Origin of the sequence: Paenarthrobacter sp. TYUT067 (genome assembly GCF_023656375.1) — a bacterium.
Taxonomy (GTDB): domain Bacteria; phylum Actinomycetota; class Actinomycetes; order Actinomycetales; family Micrococcaceae; genus Arthrobacter.
Map to the genome: position 1 here is coordinate 122,919 of NZ_JAMOIT010000003.1, position 16,608 is coordinate 139,526.

A 16,608-nucleotide genomic window follows, 5' to 3' on the forward strand; every position below is an offset into this window, starting at 1 on the left:
GACGGCATTTTGTAGCGCTACAATTTTGTATGCTGAATTCGAGCGTAGCCATGTCTATATGTCCTGTCAATCATTCATGCCAAGGTGGCTGCTGCTCTCGGACGGTGATGCCATGAGCACGAATAAGCCGCATCGCCGGCGCCCAACAATTTACGATGTCGCCAAGCTGGCCGGCGTCTCGCCGTCGCTCGTTTCGCTGGTTCTTCAGAACCCCGGGAAGGTCAGTGACAAGCGCCGTGAGGCTGTAAAAGCCGCGATCACCGAGCTGGGATACCGCCCCAGTCGTGCGGCCACCACGCTCGCGAGCAGTCGGACCAAAAGCATCGGGCTCGTCATTGACGACTACCGAAACCTATGGTTCGTTGATCTGCTGCGGGGGCTGGAGTCGGTGCTGGCAGAACATGGCTACCAGGTCATGCTCGCCGATTCCCGCCCCGGGGAGAACCGCATCAAGGAGGCCGCGGAAGGGTTGCTAGCCATGCATGTGGACGGACTCGTGATCGCAGCCGAACCAGGGGCCACGGTGCTCAGCGGCACGGAAGTTCCCACTGTGGTGGCGGGGTGGCGGAACGGGGTGCCCGATGACGCTTATCTGATAACCAACGACGACGCCGGTGGCGGCGCGATGGCAGCAGGCCACCTCTTGGACCTCGGACACAGAAGAATCGGCCACCTCTCCGGTTCCGGCGGTGCCGCAGCCCACCGCAGGGCCGGCTTCCAGGAGCGAGCCCGGCAATCGGGCGTCGAACCATTGATTGTGGGGGAGGGCGGAGGTACCACGGAAGAAGACGGTTACGCGTCCGCCTGCTGGCTCCTTGAGCATTATCCGGACACCACTGCGATTTTCGCTGCCAACGACACTATGGCGCTTGGCGCGTTCGGTGCGGTCAAGGCGCGCGGCTTCGCGGCGCCGTCGGATATATCGGTCATTGGGTATGACAATTCAGCGCTGGCGAAATCCCGGTATCTCGAGCTGACGTCCGTGGACAACCGCAGCGACGCGGTGGGGATGGATGTCGCAAAGTGGCTGTTGGCGCGCATTCAAGGCTCCGCCGTGGGAACGCAGCGCAAGCTGATCGAGCCCGCGCTGGTGGTTCGGCGTACTACTGCGGCGCCCCGATCCTGAGCTTCGGCGAGAACTATTACGTACAAACATACTAATGTCAGGACAAACTCTTGACATTCGTGAGGCAGGTCACCATGATCGAGGTAGGCGGTGCATCCGAGGCTGCAAAGTGGCAGCCCGCACTTGGGAATCAAAGGAGATTATGGTGACTGTTTTTTCGTGGCGTAAAGCGGCGCTTGTTGCGGCGGTCGTGCCCCTGGTGGCTCTGAGCGCCTGTTCAAGCACTGGCGGCAGGGAGCCGGAGGCAGGCTCCGGAGGCGGCGGAGGCCACGTGGCCTCCACCGAACGGATGAAGATTGCGTTGATCGCCCACGCCCCCGCAGGTGACACTTTCTGGGACACCGTACGCAAGGGTGCCGAAGAAGCAGCAGCGAAGGACAACGTAGAGCTGCTGTACACCTCTGATCCGGAGGCGGGCCGGCAGGCGCAATTGATCGAGCAGGCCGTGGATCAGAAAGTGGATGGCATTGCCGTGACACTGGCTACGCCGGATGCGCTGAAAGACGCACTGAAGAAGGCGTCGGAGGCCGGCATACCGATCGTCAGCTTCAATGCCGGCGAAGCAGCGTCAGCCCAACTCGGAGCTTTCACGCACTTTGGGTCGAATGAAAAGCTAGCGGGTGAGGCCGTGGGCACAAGGCTCGCAGAAGGTGGCTACAAGCACCCGGTTTGCGTGATCCAAGCCCAAGGACACGTGGGTCTTGAGGCCCGTTGCGCCGGTGTAAAGGCAAAGGTACCCGGTACGGAAATCCTGTACGTCAACGGGGCGGACATGACGTCAGTAGAGTCCACCGCCACGGCCAAGTTGCAGGCCTCCAAGGATGCTGATGTGATCATCGGCCTGGGCGCTCCCATCACCTTGACCCTCCTGAAGTCCGTGACCACCGCCGGCAGTTCGGCCAAGGTCGCCAGCTTCGACCTCAACAAAGAACTGGCTCAGAAGGTAGCTGACGGCAGCGTCCTGTTTACCGTGGACCAGCAGCCGTGGCTCCAGGGTTACGGAGCAGTGGATGCGCTGTGGCAGAACAAGCGTGGCGGATTCAAGGTGGGCGGCGGACAGTCCGTGCTCACTGGTCCGGCAATCGTTGACCAGTCCAATGCCGCCGAAGTCCTGACGTTCGCTGAACAGGGTATCCGCTAACAGCCCGCTGGCCGGGCTGGTCGAGTCCAGCCCGGCAGCAAGGAGGAACATCATGACTATTACCCAGAATAAATTCACCAAAGCTGCAATAGATGAACGGGTGGCCCAGCGCAGTCCTTTGCAGAAGCTCCTTGGCCGGCCCGAGGTGGGCGCCCTGGTGGGCGCGATCGTCCTTTTCATCTTCTTCGCAGTGGTTTCGCCCACGTTTACCCAACCCAACGCTTTGGCCACTGTGCTGTACGGAAGCTCCACCATCGGGATCATGGCGGTGGGTGTGTCACTGCTGATGATCGGTGGAGAATTTGATCTTTCCACCGGCGTTGCCGTGATTTCATCGGCGCTGACGGCCTCAATGTTCAGCTGGTACTTCAGCACAAACGTCTGGGTGGGAGTCATCCTGGCTTTGTTGGTGTCCTTGGCCATTGGATTCATCAACGGATGGATTTTGATGAAGACCAAGCTGCCCAGTTTCATCGTCACCTTGGCCACCTTCCTGATGCTGACCGGTTTGAACCTGGGGTTGACCCGGTTGATCGGCGGGTCTGTCTCCTCACCTTCCATCTCCAACATGGACGGCTTCGACACCGCTCGCGGTGTCTTCGCATCCTCGGTGAACATTGCAGGCATCGACGTCAAGATCACCGTCTTCATCTGGATTGCCCTCGTGGCCGTCGCCACGTGGGTGCTCATGCGGACGCGTGTGGGTAACTGGATCTTCGCAGTAGGAGGCGACGCGAATGCGGCCCGGGCTGTGGGAGTCCCGGTCAAAGCCACAAAGATCGGGCTGTTCATGGGTGTGGGCTTCTGCGGTTGGATCCTGGGCATGCACAACCTTTTCGCTTTCGACACTGTGCAGTCGGGCGAGGGCGTGGGCAACGAATTCCTCTACATCATCGCTGCTGTGATCGGTGGTTGCCTTTTGACGGGTGGTTACGGTTCAGCAGTGGGCGGCGCGATCGGCGCGTTCATCTTCGGCATGGCCAACAAGGGCATTGTGTACGCGCAGTGGAACCCGGACTGGTTCAAGTTCTTCCTGGGGCTGATGCTGCTGCTCGCCACCATCGTCAACCTCATCGTCAAGCGCCGCGCGGAACTCAAGTAAGGGGCCGGAAATGAATGCCAAAGCGATCGACCAGGAAACGCTGCTCCAGAATGAGCGTGATCCCCTCACCCACACACCCGTCCATCTTCTTTCCTTGGAAGGAGTGGGCAAGCACTACGGCAACATCATCGCGCTGAGTGAGGTCACCATGGCCGTGGACAACGGCCGCGTTACCTGTGTGCTGGGCGATAACGGCGCGGGCAAGTCCACGCTGATCAAAATCATTGCCGGTCTCCACCAGCACGACGACGGCGTCTTGAACATCATGGGTGAGGAACGAAAGTTCGGTTCCCCCCGCGATGCCCTGGACGCCGGCATCGCCACCGTGTACCAGGACCTTGCAGTGGTGCCGCTCATGCCTATTTGGCGGAACTTCTTCCTCGGATCCGAGATCACCAAAGGCTTCGGCCCGTTCAAGTACATGGACGTCGAACAGATGAAGGCCATCACGCTCAAGGAACTGGCGGAGATGGGCATCGACCTTCGTGATGTTGAGCAACCCATCGGACAGCTCTCCGGAGGTGAACGCCAGTGCGTCGCGATTGCCCGCGCCGTGTACTTCGGCGCCAAGGTCCTCATTCTGGACGAACCCACGGCGGCCCTGGGCGTGAAGCAGTCGGGTGTGGTCCTGCGCTACATCCTCCAGGCCCGCGACCGCGGCCTCGGCGTCATCTTCATCACCCACAACCCGCACCATGCTTTCCCGGTGGGGGATCGGTTCCTTCTGCTCAAGCGCGGCAAGTCCATTGGGTACTACGACAAGAAGGACATCACCCTGGACGAACTCACGGCCCAGATGGCTGGTGGCGCTGAGCTTGCTGAACTCGCCCATGAGCTGGAACAGCTGGGAGGCCATGGCGACGTCGTAAAAGAGGTCAAGGCCGAAGTAGCGGACGTTGACAGCGTGAACGCCGGAAGCCCGAAGCACGCGTAAAAGTGCACTGGCGGGGTCCTCCGGAGATCTCTTCGAAGGACCCCGCCAGCTGTGCACACGGCCCATTCACATCGTCAATAGAAGGGAACACCATGCCGATCAGGGTGGGTGTTATTGGCGCCGGAATCATGGGCGCAGACCACATCAGGAATCTTTCCACCAGTATTGGGGGTGCCGAAGTCACCTTCGTGGCAGATCTCGACGCCGGCCGGGCAGCGGCTGCTGCGCCACCGTTGGCACGCATCACCACGGACCCGACGGAATTGATCAACTCCAGCGACGTTGACGCGGTAGTCGTCGCCTCGCACGACTCGACACACGCGGGCCTTATCTTGGAATGCTTCGAAGCAATGACCCCGGTACTCTGCGAGAAGCCGTTGGCGCCCACGCTTCTTGAAAGCCTCGAAGTGGTGGCGGCCGATGCCGACATCGTGGCCGCGACCGGCGCTTCGTTGCTTTCCCTCGGCTTCATGCGGCGCTTCGACCCGGGCTATGTGGCACTTCGGCGCGCCGTGCAAGGCCGGGCGCAGGGCGAGCCCCTCATGGTTCACTGCGTCAGCCGCAATGCCGCGGCGGGGCCCGGAACAACCGCAGAATCGGCCATCACCAACTCGGCCATTCACGAGCTGGACATCGTTCCCTGGCTCCTGGATTCTCCGGTCACGGAAGTCTCGTGGCAGGCCGGAAAAAGCACGCGACGTGCCGAAGCCGGACTGCAAGACCCGTCATTCATGATCCTCCGAACAGCTGACGGGACCCTAACAACGCTGGAGCTCTACCTGAATGCGCAGTACGGGTACACCACCCGCTGTGAGGTGGTTTCCGAGCTAGGCACCACGTCACTTCAGGAATCGTCCTTGCTGGGCATCGAACAAGATGGAGTCCGGCAGGCCTCCATCCCTGCGGACTGGCGACCCCGCTTCGCCGACGCGTACCGGATCCAGCTGCAAGCGTGGGTCTCAGCACTTGCAGGCGGAGAAGCGCCGCCCCTCGCCGGTGCACAGGACGGACTCAACGCTGCCCTGGTTGCCCAAGCCATGATCCAGTCGCTGCACAGCGACGGGTCGTCGACCAAAGTCAGTTACTCGTGACCCAACCCACGCTTCCGCACTCACGCGTGCCCGAATCCCGTGATGCTCCCGGCCTGCGATGGGGCATCATGGGCCCGGGATGGATTGCCGAACGGTTCACCGAATCCATCCAAGCGCATACCGGGCAGGTGATAGCCGCCGTCGGATCCCGATCCCTGAACCGGTCCAAGGCCTTCGCGGAGGCCTTTAGCGTCCCCGCCGCCTACGGAAGCTACCAGGAACTCGCCGCAGCCCCGGACGTGGACATCGTCTATGTGTGTACGCCCCATACCGGCCATCACGCGGCCGCCGTCATGGCCATCGAGGCCGGCAAGCACGTCCTGGTTGAAAAGCCGATCGGACTCGACGCCGGCCAGGCGCGTGATATCGCTGCGCGGGCCGAGGCTGCCGGCGTCTTCGCCGCCGAGGCCATGTGGACGTTCTTCCTTCCAAAATTCGATGTGATCCGGCAGATACTTGATGCCGGAACGCTGGGCACCATCACCACCGTGGTTGCCGAGTATGGCGAGCATTTTGATCGCTCGCACCGCATTTTTGATGCGGAACTGGCTGGTGGTCCTCTTCTTGATCTGGGCACGTACCCCCTGGCCCTGATCACGGAGGTGCTGGGAAGTCCGCACCGGCTCCATGCCATTGGTCAGGCACATGAGTCCGGGGTCAACGCCCAACTATCGGCCGTCATGACGTTCGACGGCGGCGGGCAGGCTGTGGTGAACACTCACCTGCACAACTTCACGCCCACCACAGCCACGATTGTTGGCTCCAAGGCCACCCTGGCGATCGAGGGCCCGTTCAACATGCCCGGCCCGTTCGAGGTCAGGTTTCCTGACGGGACCCGCCTGCGTCACGAAGAACCAGCCGGCGGACACTTCGAGGGCCTTCACTTTGAGGCCGCAGCGGTGGCCCGGGCAGTTGTGGCGGGCAGCACGCAGATCAGCCAACGGACGCTGGCGGCCTCCATCCGCACCCTGGACGTGGCCGATGAGATTCGCCGCCAACTGGGCGTGGTGTTCACGACTCCGGAAACTCCTACCTTTGAAGGAAAAATATGAAAGATGTCATTCTTGGTCTCGTTGGTGTGGGACGCATCGGCGTCATGCATGCCAACAACATGGTCGCTCTCAATGAAACGCTCCGGGACAGGGGCGTCAATGTCCGCCTGAAGCTCACGGACGTTGCCACGGACCATGCCCGCTCAGTCGCAGTCGGATTAGGCGCTGAGTTCTTCCCCTCCGTGGCCGAACTGTTGGGCTCCGGTGTGGACGGCCTGGTCATTGCCACGGGTACGGCGACCCACCCGGAGCTGATCCGTGCCGGAGTGGACGCAGGAATCCCGGTCTTCTGCGAAAAGCCTGTGGCCATGAACGTTTCGGACGCACTGCCTGTGCTGGATTACATCAGGGACAACAACGGCGTGGTGCAAATCGGCCATCAACGACGCTTCGACTCCGGCTATCTGGAAGCCAAACGCGCGTACCAGGCCGGCGAATTGGGTTGGATCCACTCGCTGCGCGCCGTCACGTGCGATATGACGCCGCCACCGGTCGATTTCCTGGCAACGTCCGGTGGGTTGTTCCGGGACTGTTCCGTCCATGACTTCGACATTCTTCGCTGGCTGACGGGCCGCGAAATCGTGGAGGTCTATGCCAAGGGATCCAACAACGGTGATCCAGCCATTGGGGAAGTAGGCGACGTGGACACGGCTTTGGCGCTCATTACGTTCGACGACGGCACGGTGGGAACGGTTTCTGCCAGCCGCTACAACGGGGCCGGCCATGATGTGCGGTTGGAGATTCAAGGCTCACGCAGGACGGTCATGGTGGGCTTGGACGAGAAGTCCGCTGTGGCTTCGGCTGAGGCCGCGGTCGCTTTCCCCGACGGGGATCCGCACCAGACGTTCGCAGAGCGCTTTGACCAGGCGTACCGTTCCGAGATGGTCGCATTTGTGGAGCTGGTGATGGGTGAGCGTGAGAACCCGTGCACCCCGGAGGACGCGGTGGCAGCCTCCCGTGTGGCAGACGCCGCCCAGGAATCACTGGCAACAGGTGTTCCCGTGAAAGTCGCCCTCAAAGTGTCCAGCTAACATCACTGACCAAAAAAGGCCCTCCCCGCATCCGGTGGACGCGGGGAGGGCCTTCCTATGACGATAGCTAGGCGCCGAAGGGTAACCGGGGGTCGATGTCCTGGCCTTCCCAGCTCTGCCGCACCCAACCATGATGGGGGTCGTCGCTGATCAGCCATTCACGGACGGGACCCGGGCCTGCCATGACGTTGAGGTAGTACATGTCATAGCCCGGTGCTGCCATCGCGGGACCATGCCAGCCGTAGGGGACCAGAACAACGTCACCGGTACGTACTTCAGCTGAAACGTCAATGGGCCGCTCGTCGGAGGCGTACACCCGCTGGTATCCGATCGCGTCGGCGTCGGTCGGTGCGCCGGAACCTGCGGCCACCTGCGTTTCGAAGTAGTAGATCTCTTCGAGGTGGGTCTCGCCGTCCTTTTCCTCATCGTGCTTGTGAGGGGGATAGGAGGACCAGTTACCAGCGGGGGTAATGACCTCGCACACAATAAAGCGGTCCGCCTCCAGTGCAGCCGGTGTGCCGAAGTTGTGCACTTGGCGCGAACAGTTGCCGGCGCCCCTCAATTCCACGGGTGTCTCAGCAGCGGTCACCAGTCGGGTGGGGTACGAGACATCGGCAGGGGCCGTTGCGATGGCGACGCGGCCGCCGTCGGACGAGCTGATGGTGACGGACTTTCCGGTGCCTGAGTACAGGACGTCGCTGGGTCCGTGGAACACGGAGGACCTGCCTCCAAGGGCGTGGTCGACGCCGTCGACAGTAACGGTGAAGGCGCCGTTGAGCGGCACCACAATGCGCTCCTCAGCAACCCCAGGGAGGTCGACGGCGGCGCCTGACGCGATGGTGGCGACCTTGAGGCCGGTATGTGCCCAGCCGTCTACAGCAATGGCGGAATCGGAAGTGCCGAGCGAGATGTCCCACACGCCGTGCGCGGCAGAACCCAAGGGGTAAACCCAATTGGTCATGGAAGCTGAATCCTTTGTATGAGGTGTACTAGCGCTGTACGAGTGTCATTTCGAAACTGTAGGAATCGGCGCGGTAAACGTGGTGGCCGGTTTCCACATGGCGGCCGGTATCGTCCACCGCGGTGCGCTCCATGGTGACCAAAGCGGAATTTACGTCGGTCTCCAGGAGAGGTGCTTGGTAATCATTGGCGATCATGGCACCGATGCGTTGAGTCGCTAGGCGGAAGTTGACGCCACCTCTGCGCAGGATCGAGTACAGGCCCTCTGCTCCCAGCACGGCTTCGTCCATGGTGGCGATGTCATCGCGCACCCAGTTCTCCATCAAGGCCAGTGGTTTGCCACCTACTTTGCGCAGTCGGGTGAAGTGGTACACCTTGGAACCGGCAGGCAGCTCAAGCGCCGCGAGGGTGGCGGCGTCGGCTTCTTCATGGGAAAAGCTCAGCACGGTGGTGGTGGGCTTCTTGCCGTTGTTGGTCAGATCGTCAAAGAGGCTGGAGAGTTCCAGGGGGCGGCGAACCTGACTGGATACCACTTGTGTTCCGACGCCGCGTTTGCGGACCAGCAGGCCGGAACGAACCAGTTCGTCCATGGCCTTGCGCATGGTGGGCCTGGAAAGGTTGAGCTGGGCCGCGAGGTCGATCTCGTTCTCAAGGCGGCTGCCAGGCTCCAAGACCCCGCTGTGGATGGCGGCCTCGATACCCTGTACTACCTGGTGATAGAGGGGCACGGGAGAGGAGCGGTCGATGTTGAGACCAAGTTTAGTCACCACTGGATACCCCGGTTTTCAGGCTCCGCCCCTTGCCCCAAAGCGGGTGGCAGAGGATTGTAGCCATTTGTTCGCTTGATAGGACATACTTTCTCTCTTGATGGTAGCAGCCAACTTTCGGTGGTCAAATGGCCGCGCTTCACATCAGACTTGAATCAACCGAAGACATCTACGAGTGCAGGGAGTTGGAGACCATGCCCAAGACCGGAAAAAACGACCACGCCCGCAAAGACGAAGTGCCATCCACCCTGCAGCGCTCGGAACAGAAAGCCCAGGACACTTTTGCCAAGACCTACGATTCGGCAATGGAAAGCTATGACAACGATTCCGGCCGGGCGGCCCGGACTGCTTTCGCGGCTCTGAAGCACAGTTACGAGAAAGTGGGCGACCACTGGGAGCCCAAAGAGGAGCGCGGACCTTCCGACAACCATGCGGAGGAAGGGGTGGACTCCACCAAGCCCACGGCCGGCGGAGTGGATGCCAACGCCTCCAAGGAGCACCTCTACAGGCGGGCGAAGGAAATGGACATCAAGGGTCGGTCAACCATGAACAAAAAGGAGTTGGTGGAAGCGCTGCAGAAGGCCAACGACGCCGCAACCAGGAAGGCCCGGGAAGGCTAGCCCCATCATCACGCCGGGTCTTGAGGTGGTCCGAGGTGGCCCAAATATGCAGGAACGGGTTGTCACCGGCATAGTTAACGTCTTGGGGTTGCACTTTATGGGTACAGTCACCGCATGAAGGCAGGACAGAAACGAACAGGGGCTTAACTTGGCAGGGAATGCGACCTTCCGGCACAGCAACACCGCGCTGCTCTCGGTGAGCAGTGTAGAGGCTCCGAGGATAGTGAGCTCTACGGATTTCGACCGGAGATTGGCTTCGACCCTGCAGAGGCTGAAGTTTCCACCGCGATTGCTTGAGCGGGTTGCGGGTATCACCCACCGCCGTTGGTGGGCCGCCGGAACGTCGTTTGATGATGCTGCAGTGGAAGCGGGCGCCAAGGCACTGGCTGAGGCCGGCGTTGAAGCTTCGGAAATCGGCTTGCTGATCAACACGTCAGTGACGAGGCGCAACCTCGAACCCTCTGTGGCGGTCAAGATCCACCACGAGCTTGGCTTGCCGTCGTCGGCCATGAATTTTGACCTGGCCAACGCCTGCCTCGGTTTCGTGAATGGCTTGATACTGGCGGCCAACATGATTGATTCGGGGCAGATCAAGTACGCCGCCATCGTCAATGGAGAAGACGCGCAGGGTACTCAGGAAGCCACCTTGGCCCGGCTCCAGCGTCCTGAAACCACTCGGGAAGACTTCAACCGCGAGTTTGCCACGTTGACGCTGGGATCGGGTGCTGCCGCTGCGGTGCTGGGCCCTGCCGATGAGCACCCGGGCGCGCACCGGCTTGTGGGAGGAGTCATGCGTGCAGGAACGGAACACCACGAACTGTGCGTTGGAGGCATCGATGGCATGTCCACGGACACCAAGGGACTGCTCGACGGCGGCCTGCAGCTTGTGGTGGATGCCTGGCATGAGGCGCAGCCCGAGTGGGATTGGGCAAGCATGGACCGCTACGTCACCCATCAAGTCAGCAACGCCTATACCCAGGCAATCATCAACGCCATAGACCTGGACGCGGACAAGGTTCCCATCACCTTCCCGCATTGGGGCAACGTGGGTCCTGCATCGCTTCCCATGACACTCGCGGCCCAGGCGCAGTCTCTGACGACCGGCGACCGGGTCCTGTGCATGGGTGTGGGTTCCGGACTGAACGCAGGAATGGTGGAAATCGTTTGGTAGCCGCCAAGTGGCCCGGCGTAGACCCGCAATGGTCCCGGACAATCCGGGTAAGGTCCACATCGGAGGTGGACGATCCGGGCGCAATTCGCCGCTGGCATGTGCTCGATAACGGCGACCAGCTCACGCGCAGTGAACTGACACCGATCGGAACCTTGCTGTGCGTACACGGCAACCCCACTTGGTCGTATCTGTGGCGGACACTGGTCAGTGCGGGAGCAAGCCCGGCCCATCCATGGCGCGTAATTGCCGTAGACCAACTTGACATGGGCTACTCAGAACGCACCGGCACCTTCCGGCGCTTGGCGGACCGGATCAACGATCTCGGTGACCTCACGGATGCACTGGGCCTGGAAGGGCCAGTGGTTACGGTGGGCCATGACTGGGGTGGAGTGATCAGCGCGGGCTGGGCGCTGGAACACCCGCAGCTCCTTGCAGGAATGGTACTGACCAACACCGCTGTCCACCATCCTTCCGATACTCCCATCCCATCGGCTCTTCGGCTGGCCCTGCACCCTGCCGTGCACCGGTGGGGCACTATGACCTCCGACGCCTTCCTGCGTGTGACGCATTCACTGGCCAATCCGCCGCTTCCCTCCGATGTGGGCAGGGCATTTATGGCGCCTTACCGCGGAGCCGGCCGGCGGGCCGGAGTGGGGAATTTCGTCGCGGACATTCCCGCAAACGCCTCCCATCCCAGCTTCCCCGCGCTCACACGCGTGGCGGAAGGCTTGCGCGGGCTGAACGTGCCGGCCCTGATGCTCTGGGGCCCGAAGGATCCGATCTTCTCCGACCGGTACCTCAAAGACCTCATCAGCCGCCTTCCGCACACGGATGTGCATCGCTTCGAAGGTGCCGGACATCTCGTGGCGGAAGACAGGGACATCGCCACGCCGGTGTTTGACTGGCTTGCTGCGCACAGTGGCTCCATAAGCGGCGATAGCTCTCACGTGGTGCCCTCTGCTACCCGCGGCCTCCCGCCCAGGGATCCGGCCGAAGGAGGGGCCACAACATTCCGACCCCTCTGGGACTCGCTCGGCGAACTGGCCGCTGGACCATCGAAGGACGACGTCGCCGTCGTTGAAATGGCACCCGATGGAAGCATGAGCCGAACACTGAGCTGGCGTCAGCTGGACCAGCGCATTCTGGACATGGTGGAGGGCCTGAGGGAAGCCGGCGTGGGTCAAGGGAGCCGCGTGAGCTTGATGGTTCCGCCCGGAACCGACCTCACAGTTGCCCTCTACTCCTGCCTGAGATTGGGGGCGGTGGTGGTCGTCGCCGACGCCGGACTCGGTACCAAGGGCATGAGTCGCGCCGTGAAGGGCGCCACCGCAGACTTCCTGATCGGCATCGATAAGGCACTGGCGGCCGCTTCGGTGCTTGGGTGGCCGGGACGCCGCATCAGCATTCGGGACCTCCCGCGGGTCCGTCGTCGAATCCTGGGTGTCGAGACGTCGCTGGATGCCCTGGCAAAGACCGGGGCACTAAGCCGCGCAACCAGCGGTGCGAAGCGTGTGGAAGGCCACCACGTGGTAGCCGTGGACCCGGATGCGCCATCTGCCGTGCTCTTCACCTCCGGTTCCACCGGACCAGCCAAAGGCGTCCTCTACACGCACCGGCAGCTTGCCGCGATGCGGGACACGGTTGCCGCTACTTTCGGGATCGGTGCCGGTGCACGGCTGGTGGCTGGTTTCGCCCCCTTTGCGTTGCTGGGGCCGGCGCTCGGAGCCGTCTCGGTGACCCCCGCCATGGACGTTACAGCCCCCCGGACTTTGACAGCCCGGGCACTGGCGGTTGCCGTTGCTGCCATTGACGCCACCGTGGTCTTCGCGTCCCCGGCGGCTTTGCGTAACGTGGTTGCCACCCGGGATAACCTCAGTGGCTCCCAGGCGTTGGCTCTTGGTAACGTGAAGATGCTTCTATCCGCCGGCGCGCCCGTCCCTGAGTCCCTCCTTGCGGAGGTACAAGTGTTGATGCCCGGAGCTTCCCTCCATACCCCTTATGGGATGACTGAGGCGTTGCCGGTCACTGACATCAGCTTTGAAGAGATTCAGGCGGCAAGCGCTGATGCTGCCGCCGGGACCGTCCCGGGCGCCGGCAACGGAGTCTGTGTGGGCGTGCCCGTCCACGGAGCCCGGTTGGCGATCGTTCCGCTGGCGGCCGATGGGACCGCGTCGGGAGAGCACCGTGGCACTGAGGCCGGGGTGACCGGAGAGATCCTGGTCAGCGCGCCGCACGTCAAAGAAGCCTATGACAGGCTCTGGATGACGCAACGGAAGAGCACCAGCCTGACCGGGTGGCATGCCACGGGCGATGTAGGTCACTTCGACGCCGCAGGCCGACTGTGGGTGGAGGGGCGCCTTGCCCATGTGGTGACGGCGCCCGGGGGTGCGGTGACTCCAGTTGGTGCCGAACAATCCATCGAACGCCTGGACGCCGTGCGAATGGCCGCCATCGCCGGAGTCGGTCCGAGAGGCACACAGGCTGTGGTGGCCGTGGTGGAGACCGTGCCTGCGGTTCCCAAAGCCGGCCCGGCTGAGCCGCAACTCGCAGGGAGCGTCCGTCGAGCAGCTGCCGAGGCCGGCGTTGATGTCAGCGCTGTGCTCGTAGTCCCTGCGCAGCCCACAGATATCAGGCATAACGCCAAGATCGACAGGACGCGTCTGGCACGTTGGGCTTCGCAGGTGCTGGCCGGCGGCCGCACGGGGAAGCCGTGAGGGTCCTCGTCACTGGTGCCAGCGGACTCCTCGGCGGCGAGGTGGCCCGGCAGTTGGTGCATCAAGGCCATGATGTGGCTTCGTTTCAGCGCCGCTCGTCAGGGGTGGATGGCGTGGAAGATTTCCGCGGATCCATCAACGACGACGCTGCCCTCCGCCGGGCAGTGGACGGTGCGGAGGGACTCATACACCTTGCTGCCAAAGTTTCCATCACCGGGCGCCCCGCTCAGTTCCAAGCAGTAAATGTTGAAGGAACCCGCAGCTTGCTCCACCATGCCAAGGCGGCCGGTGTGCGGGACGTTGTCTACGTCTCGTCGCCATCTGTGGCCCATTCCGGAGCAGCCATTATGGGAGCGGGTGCGGAGAAGGCTGACCCGCGGCATGCACGCGGAGATTATGCCCGCACCAAGGCTGAGGCTGAATTACTGGCCCTCGCAGCGGATGGATCCCACTTGCGGGTAGCAGGAGTGCGGCCCCATATTGTGTGGGGCCCCGGCGACACCCAGTTGGTTGAGCGCGTCCTGGCTCGCGCCAGCCACGGCCGCTTACCGTTGTTGGACTCCGGCGCTGCCCTGATCGACACAACATACGTGGACAATGCGGCATCGGCCATCGTCGCAGCGCTGCACCGCATGGAGCACGTTCATGGCAAGGCTGTGGTGGTGAGTAATGGCGAGCCCCGGCCCATCGGGGAGCTGTTGTCAGGCATTTGTGCAGCTGGCGGCGTGGCCCCGCCGTCGTGGTCTGTGCCTGGTGGGCTGGCACGGGCTGCCGGGGCAGTAGTGGAAAGGGTGTGGACCTGGGCCGGACGCAAAGAGGAGCCGCCCATGACCCGGTTCCTGGCCGAGCAGCTCTCCACCGCCCACTGGTTTGACCAACGCTTAACCCGTGAACTCCTCAACTGGACACCTGATGTATCCGTTGATGAAGGACTGGCCAGGCTGACTGAGTATTACGGTTCGCGTACTTCGGTGACCGGGGACTCAGGGCAACTTCGCTAGGGCTGTTCCGGCTTTTCACCGGACGGTGTTGCCAAACCCGGGCCTCGGGATCACAGTGAGATAAATCAGATCACTGACACGGTTCGAGGGACCGTGTACGGGCCGGGGGTGGACCATGAGCACCACGTCAGACGACGCCTTGGAAGCAACGCCAGCAGGTGAGGAGCCGGAGCTTAAACGCGTGCTTGGACCCAAACTGCTCCTCCTCTTTATTGTGGGCGACATTCTGGGGGCCGGGGTCTATGCGGTCACCGGCACAATGGCAGGGACAGTGGGTGGGATCGTTTGGTTGCCGTTCCTGCTGGCCTTTGTGGTGGCCACTCTTACCGCGTTTTCCTATCTTGAGCTGGTGACGCAGTACCCCCAGGCCGCCGGCGCAGCGCTCTACACGCATAAGGCCTTCGGGATCCATTTCGTGACCTTCCTCGTGGCGTTCGCCGTTGTCTGCTCCGGCATCACCAGTGCCTCGACCTCTGCCAACGTCCTTGCCCAGAACTTCTTTGGTGGCCTTCAAATCAACGGCTGGATGGAGGTTCCTGACCGCGGCGTGATCACCGCGGTGGCTTTGGGATTCATGCTGCTGCTGGCAGCGATCAACCTGCGTGGCGTGGGGGAGAGCGTGAAGTTCAACGTCATTCTCACGGCAGTGGAGGTAGTCGCCCTTTGCATCGTCATTGCGGTTGGCTTCTTCGTCATGGCACAGGGAACCGGCAACGTTCAGGAAATTTTCGTGTTCACCGACTACCAGGACAAGGGGCTGTTCCTGGCTGTCACTGCCGCCACGTCCATTGCCTTTTTCGCCATGGTCGGCTTCGAGGACTCCGTCAACATGGTTGAAGAGACCAGGAACCCGGAGCGGATTTTTCCCCGCACCATGCTGACAGGTCTTGGTATCGCGGTGATCCTCTACATGCTGGTAGCTGTGTCTGTGGTCAGTGTGCTCACCCCGGCCGAGCTCGGAGAGATCAGGGAAGCCGAAGGAGCGGCACTCCTTGAAGTGGTGCACAAAGGTTCCCCTGATTTTCCCATCGACAAGATCTTTCCCTTCCTCGCTGTCTTCGCCGTAGCGAACACAGCATTGATCAACATGTTGATGGCGAGCCGGCTGATTTACGGCATGGCGCGCCAACACGTTCTGCCGCGGTCTTTGGGGCGGGTATTGCCCGGTCGCCGGTCGCCATGGGCCGGTATCCTGTTCTCCACCGTCCTTGCCTTGGGGCTGATCTGGTACGTCAGCAGCGACCCCTCAAGCAACATCGTGGCGAATCTTTCCGGAACCACGGCCTTCCTGCTGCTGTGCGTGTTCACCCTGGTTAATGTGGCATGTGTTGTTCTCCGCCGAAAGCGCGATCCGCACCGGAAGGTCTTCTTCACCTCGCCCGGTCAGCTGCCTTTGGTGGCCGCACTCTTGTGTGCCTTCCTCGCTGGTCCGTGGGTGGGAAGGAACCTCATCCAGTACCAAGTGGCGGGCGGGCTGATGGCCATCGGCGTGGTGCTGTGGTTCATTACCTGGTTGATCACCCGGAAGACCAACACCGGGGGGAGAGGACCAGGTGGAGCAGCAGTTGACGCCGATGGCCAGGGACAACAGCAGTGAACCTTGAGACATAGATGATCATCATGCTTACTATTGTGGAGAAGTCGACGTTGACCAGGGTCACCCCCGGCCGAGACCACACTAGGAGCGGACATGGCACTGAGCAAGGGAACACGCGTGGAGTGGAACACCCCGCAGGGCAAGACGCACGGAAAGATCGTGGAGAAGAAGACCAGCGACTTTGTGCTGGACGGCAACAAGCACGTGGCCAGCGAAGACGAGCCGCAGTATGTGGTGGAGTCAGCTAAGACCGGAGCCAGGGCAGCGCACAAGGGCTCCGCTTTGACCGAGAAGAGCTAGC

The 16,608-nt window shown here is 62.1% G+C and carries 15 protein-coding genes; 13 read left to right on the forward strand and 2 right to left on the reverse strand.

The genetic code is table 11. The features are described 5' to 3' along the window. The first annotated feature begins 112 nt into the window (after positions 1-112). From MOD31_RS03530 to MOD31_RS03560, 7 genes are all read left to right on the forward strand, one after another. A complete protein-coding gene (locus tag MOD31_RS03530) occupies positions 113-1,126 on the forward strand; it encodes a LacI family DNA-binding transcriptional regulator (protein WP_250819864.1) in 1,014 nt (337 codons plus the stop codon). Positions 1,127-1,271: 145 nt separating this feature from the next. Then, positions 1,272-2,267, forward strand: coding sequence for a substrate-binding domain-containing protein (locus MOD31_RS03535; protein ID WP_250819865.1), 996 nt, complete (start codon positions 1,272-1,274; stop codon positions 2,265-2,267). A gap of 52 nt (positions 2,268-2,319) precedes the next feature. Beyond that, positions 2,320-3,369: an ABC transporter permease gene (locus MOD31_RS03540; RefSeq protein ID WP_142939327.1), complete on the forward strand. Its 1,050-nt coding sequence runs from the start codon at positions 2,320-2,322 to the stop codon at positions 3,367-3,369. Between the two features lie 10 nt (positions 3,370-3,379). Continuing rightward, entirely contained in the window at positions 3,380-4,303 is a 924-nt protein-coding gene (locus MOD31_RS03545) for an ATP-binding cassette domain-containing protein (RefSeq protein ID WP_142939326.1), read from the forward strand. Positions 4,304-4,395: 92 nt separating this feature from the next. After that, a complete protein-coding gene (locus MOD31_RS03550; RefSeq protein ID WP_142939325.1) occupies positions 4,396-5,394 on the forward strand; it encodes a Gfo/Idh/MocA family oxidoreductase in 999 nt (332 codons plus the stop codon). Next, positions 5,391-6,446: a Gfo/Idh/MocA family protein gene (locus tag MOD31_RS03555; RefSeq protein WP_250819866.1), complete on the forward strand. Its 1,056-nt coding sequence runs from the start codon at positions 5,391-5,393 to the stop codon at positions 6,444-6,446. Before MOD31_RS03550 ends, MOD31_RS03555 begins: the two co-directional genes overlap by 4 nt. Then, positions 6,443-7,477 (forward strand): Gfo/Idh/MocA family oxidoreductase, encoded by a 1,035-nt coding sequence (locus MOD31_RS03560; RefSeq protein ID WP_142939323.1) that lies wholly within the window; start codon positions 6,443-6,445, stop codon positions 7,475-7,477. The genes MOD31_RS03555 and MOD31_RS03560 overlap by 4 nt, the downstream gene beginning before the upstream one ends. A gap of 67 nt (positions 7,478-7,544) precedes the next feature. Here the strand turns inward: MOD31_RS03560 and iolB are convergent, their stop codons facing one another. Then, positions 7,545-8,438: a 5-deoxy-glucuronate isomerase gene (gene iolB / locus MOD31_RS03565; RefSeq protein ID WP_142939322.1), complete on the reverse strand. Its 894-nt coding sequence runs from the start codon at positions 8,436-8,438 to the stop codon at positions 7,545-7,547. Positions 8,439-8,466: 28 nt separating this feature from the next. Then, positions 8,467-9,207, reverse strand: coding sequence for a GntR family transcriptional regulator (locus MOD31_RS03570; RefSeq protein WP_250819867.1), 741 nt, complete (start codon positions 9,205-9,207; stop codon positions 8,467-8,469). Between the two features lie 191 nt (positions 9,208-9,398). Between MOD31_RS03570 and MOD31_RS03575 the strand changes: the two genes are divergently transcribed. From MOD31_RS03575 to MOD31_RS03600, 6 genes are all read left to right on the forward strand, one after another. Beyond that, positions 9,399-9,824 carry a ChaB family protein gene (locus MOD31_RS03575; RefSeq protein WP_142939450.1) on the forward strand — a complete coding sequence of 142 codons (426 nt, stop codon included), beginning with the start codon at positions 9,399-9,401 and terminating at the stop codon, positions 9,822-9,824. A 148-nt stretch (positions 9,825-9,972) separates the two neighbouring features. Further along, positions 9,973-10,995 (forward strand): 3-oxoacyl-ACP synthase III, encoded by a 1,023-nt coding sequence (locus MOD31_RS03580; protein WP_250819868.1) that lies wholly within the window; start codon positions 9,973-9,975, stop codon positions 10,993-10,995. Continuing rightward, a complete protein-coding gene (locus MOD31_RS03585) occupies positions 10,989-13,709 on the forward strand; it encodes an alpha/beta fold hydrolase (RefSeq protein ID WP_250819869.1) in 2,721 nt (906 codons plus the stop codon). The genes MOD31_RS03580 and MOD31_RS03585 overlap by 7 nt, the downstream gene beginning before the upstream one ends. Then, positions 13,706-14,710 (forward strand): NAD(P)-dependent oxidoreductase, encoded by a 1,005-nt coding sequence (locus tag MOD31_RS03590; protein ID WP_142939319.1) that lies wholly within the window; start codon positions 13,706-13,708, stop codon positions 14,708-14,710. The genes MOD31_RS03585 and MOD31_RS03590 overlap by 4 nt, the downstream gene beginning before the upstream one ends. A 115-nt stretch (positions 14,711-14,825) precedes the next feature. Then, complete coding sequence (locus MOD31_RS03595; protein WP_142939318.1) at positions 14,826-16,307, forward strand: APC family permease; 1,482 nt, start codon at positions 14,826-14,828, stop codon at positions 16,305-16,307. 93 nt (positions 16,308-16,400) lie between these two features. Continuing rightward, on the forward strand, positions 16,401-16,607 hold the full coding sequence (locus MOD31_RS03600; protein WP_043470236.1) for a DUF2945 domain-containing protein: 207 nt from the start codon (positions 16,401-16,403) through the stop codon (positions 16,605-16,607). Position 16,608: the final 1 nt, after the last annotated feature.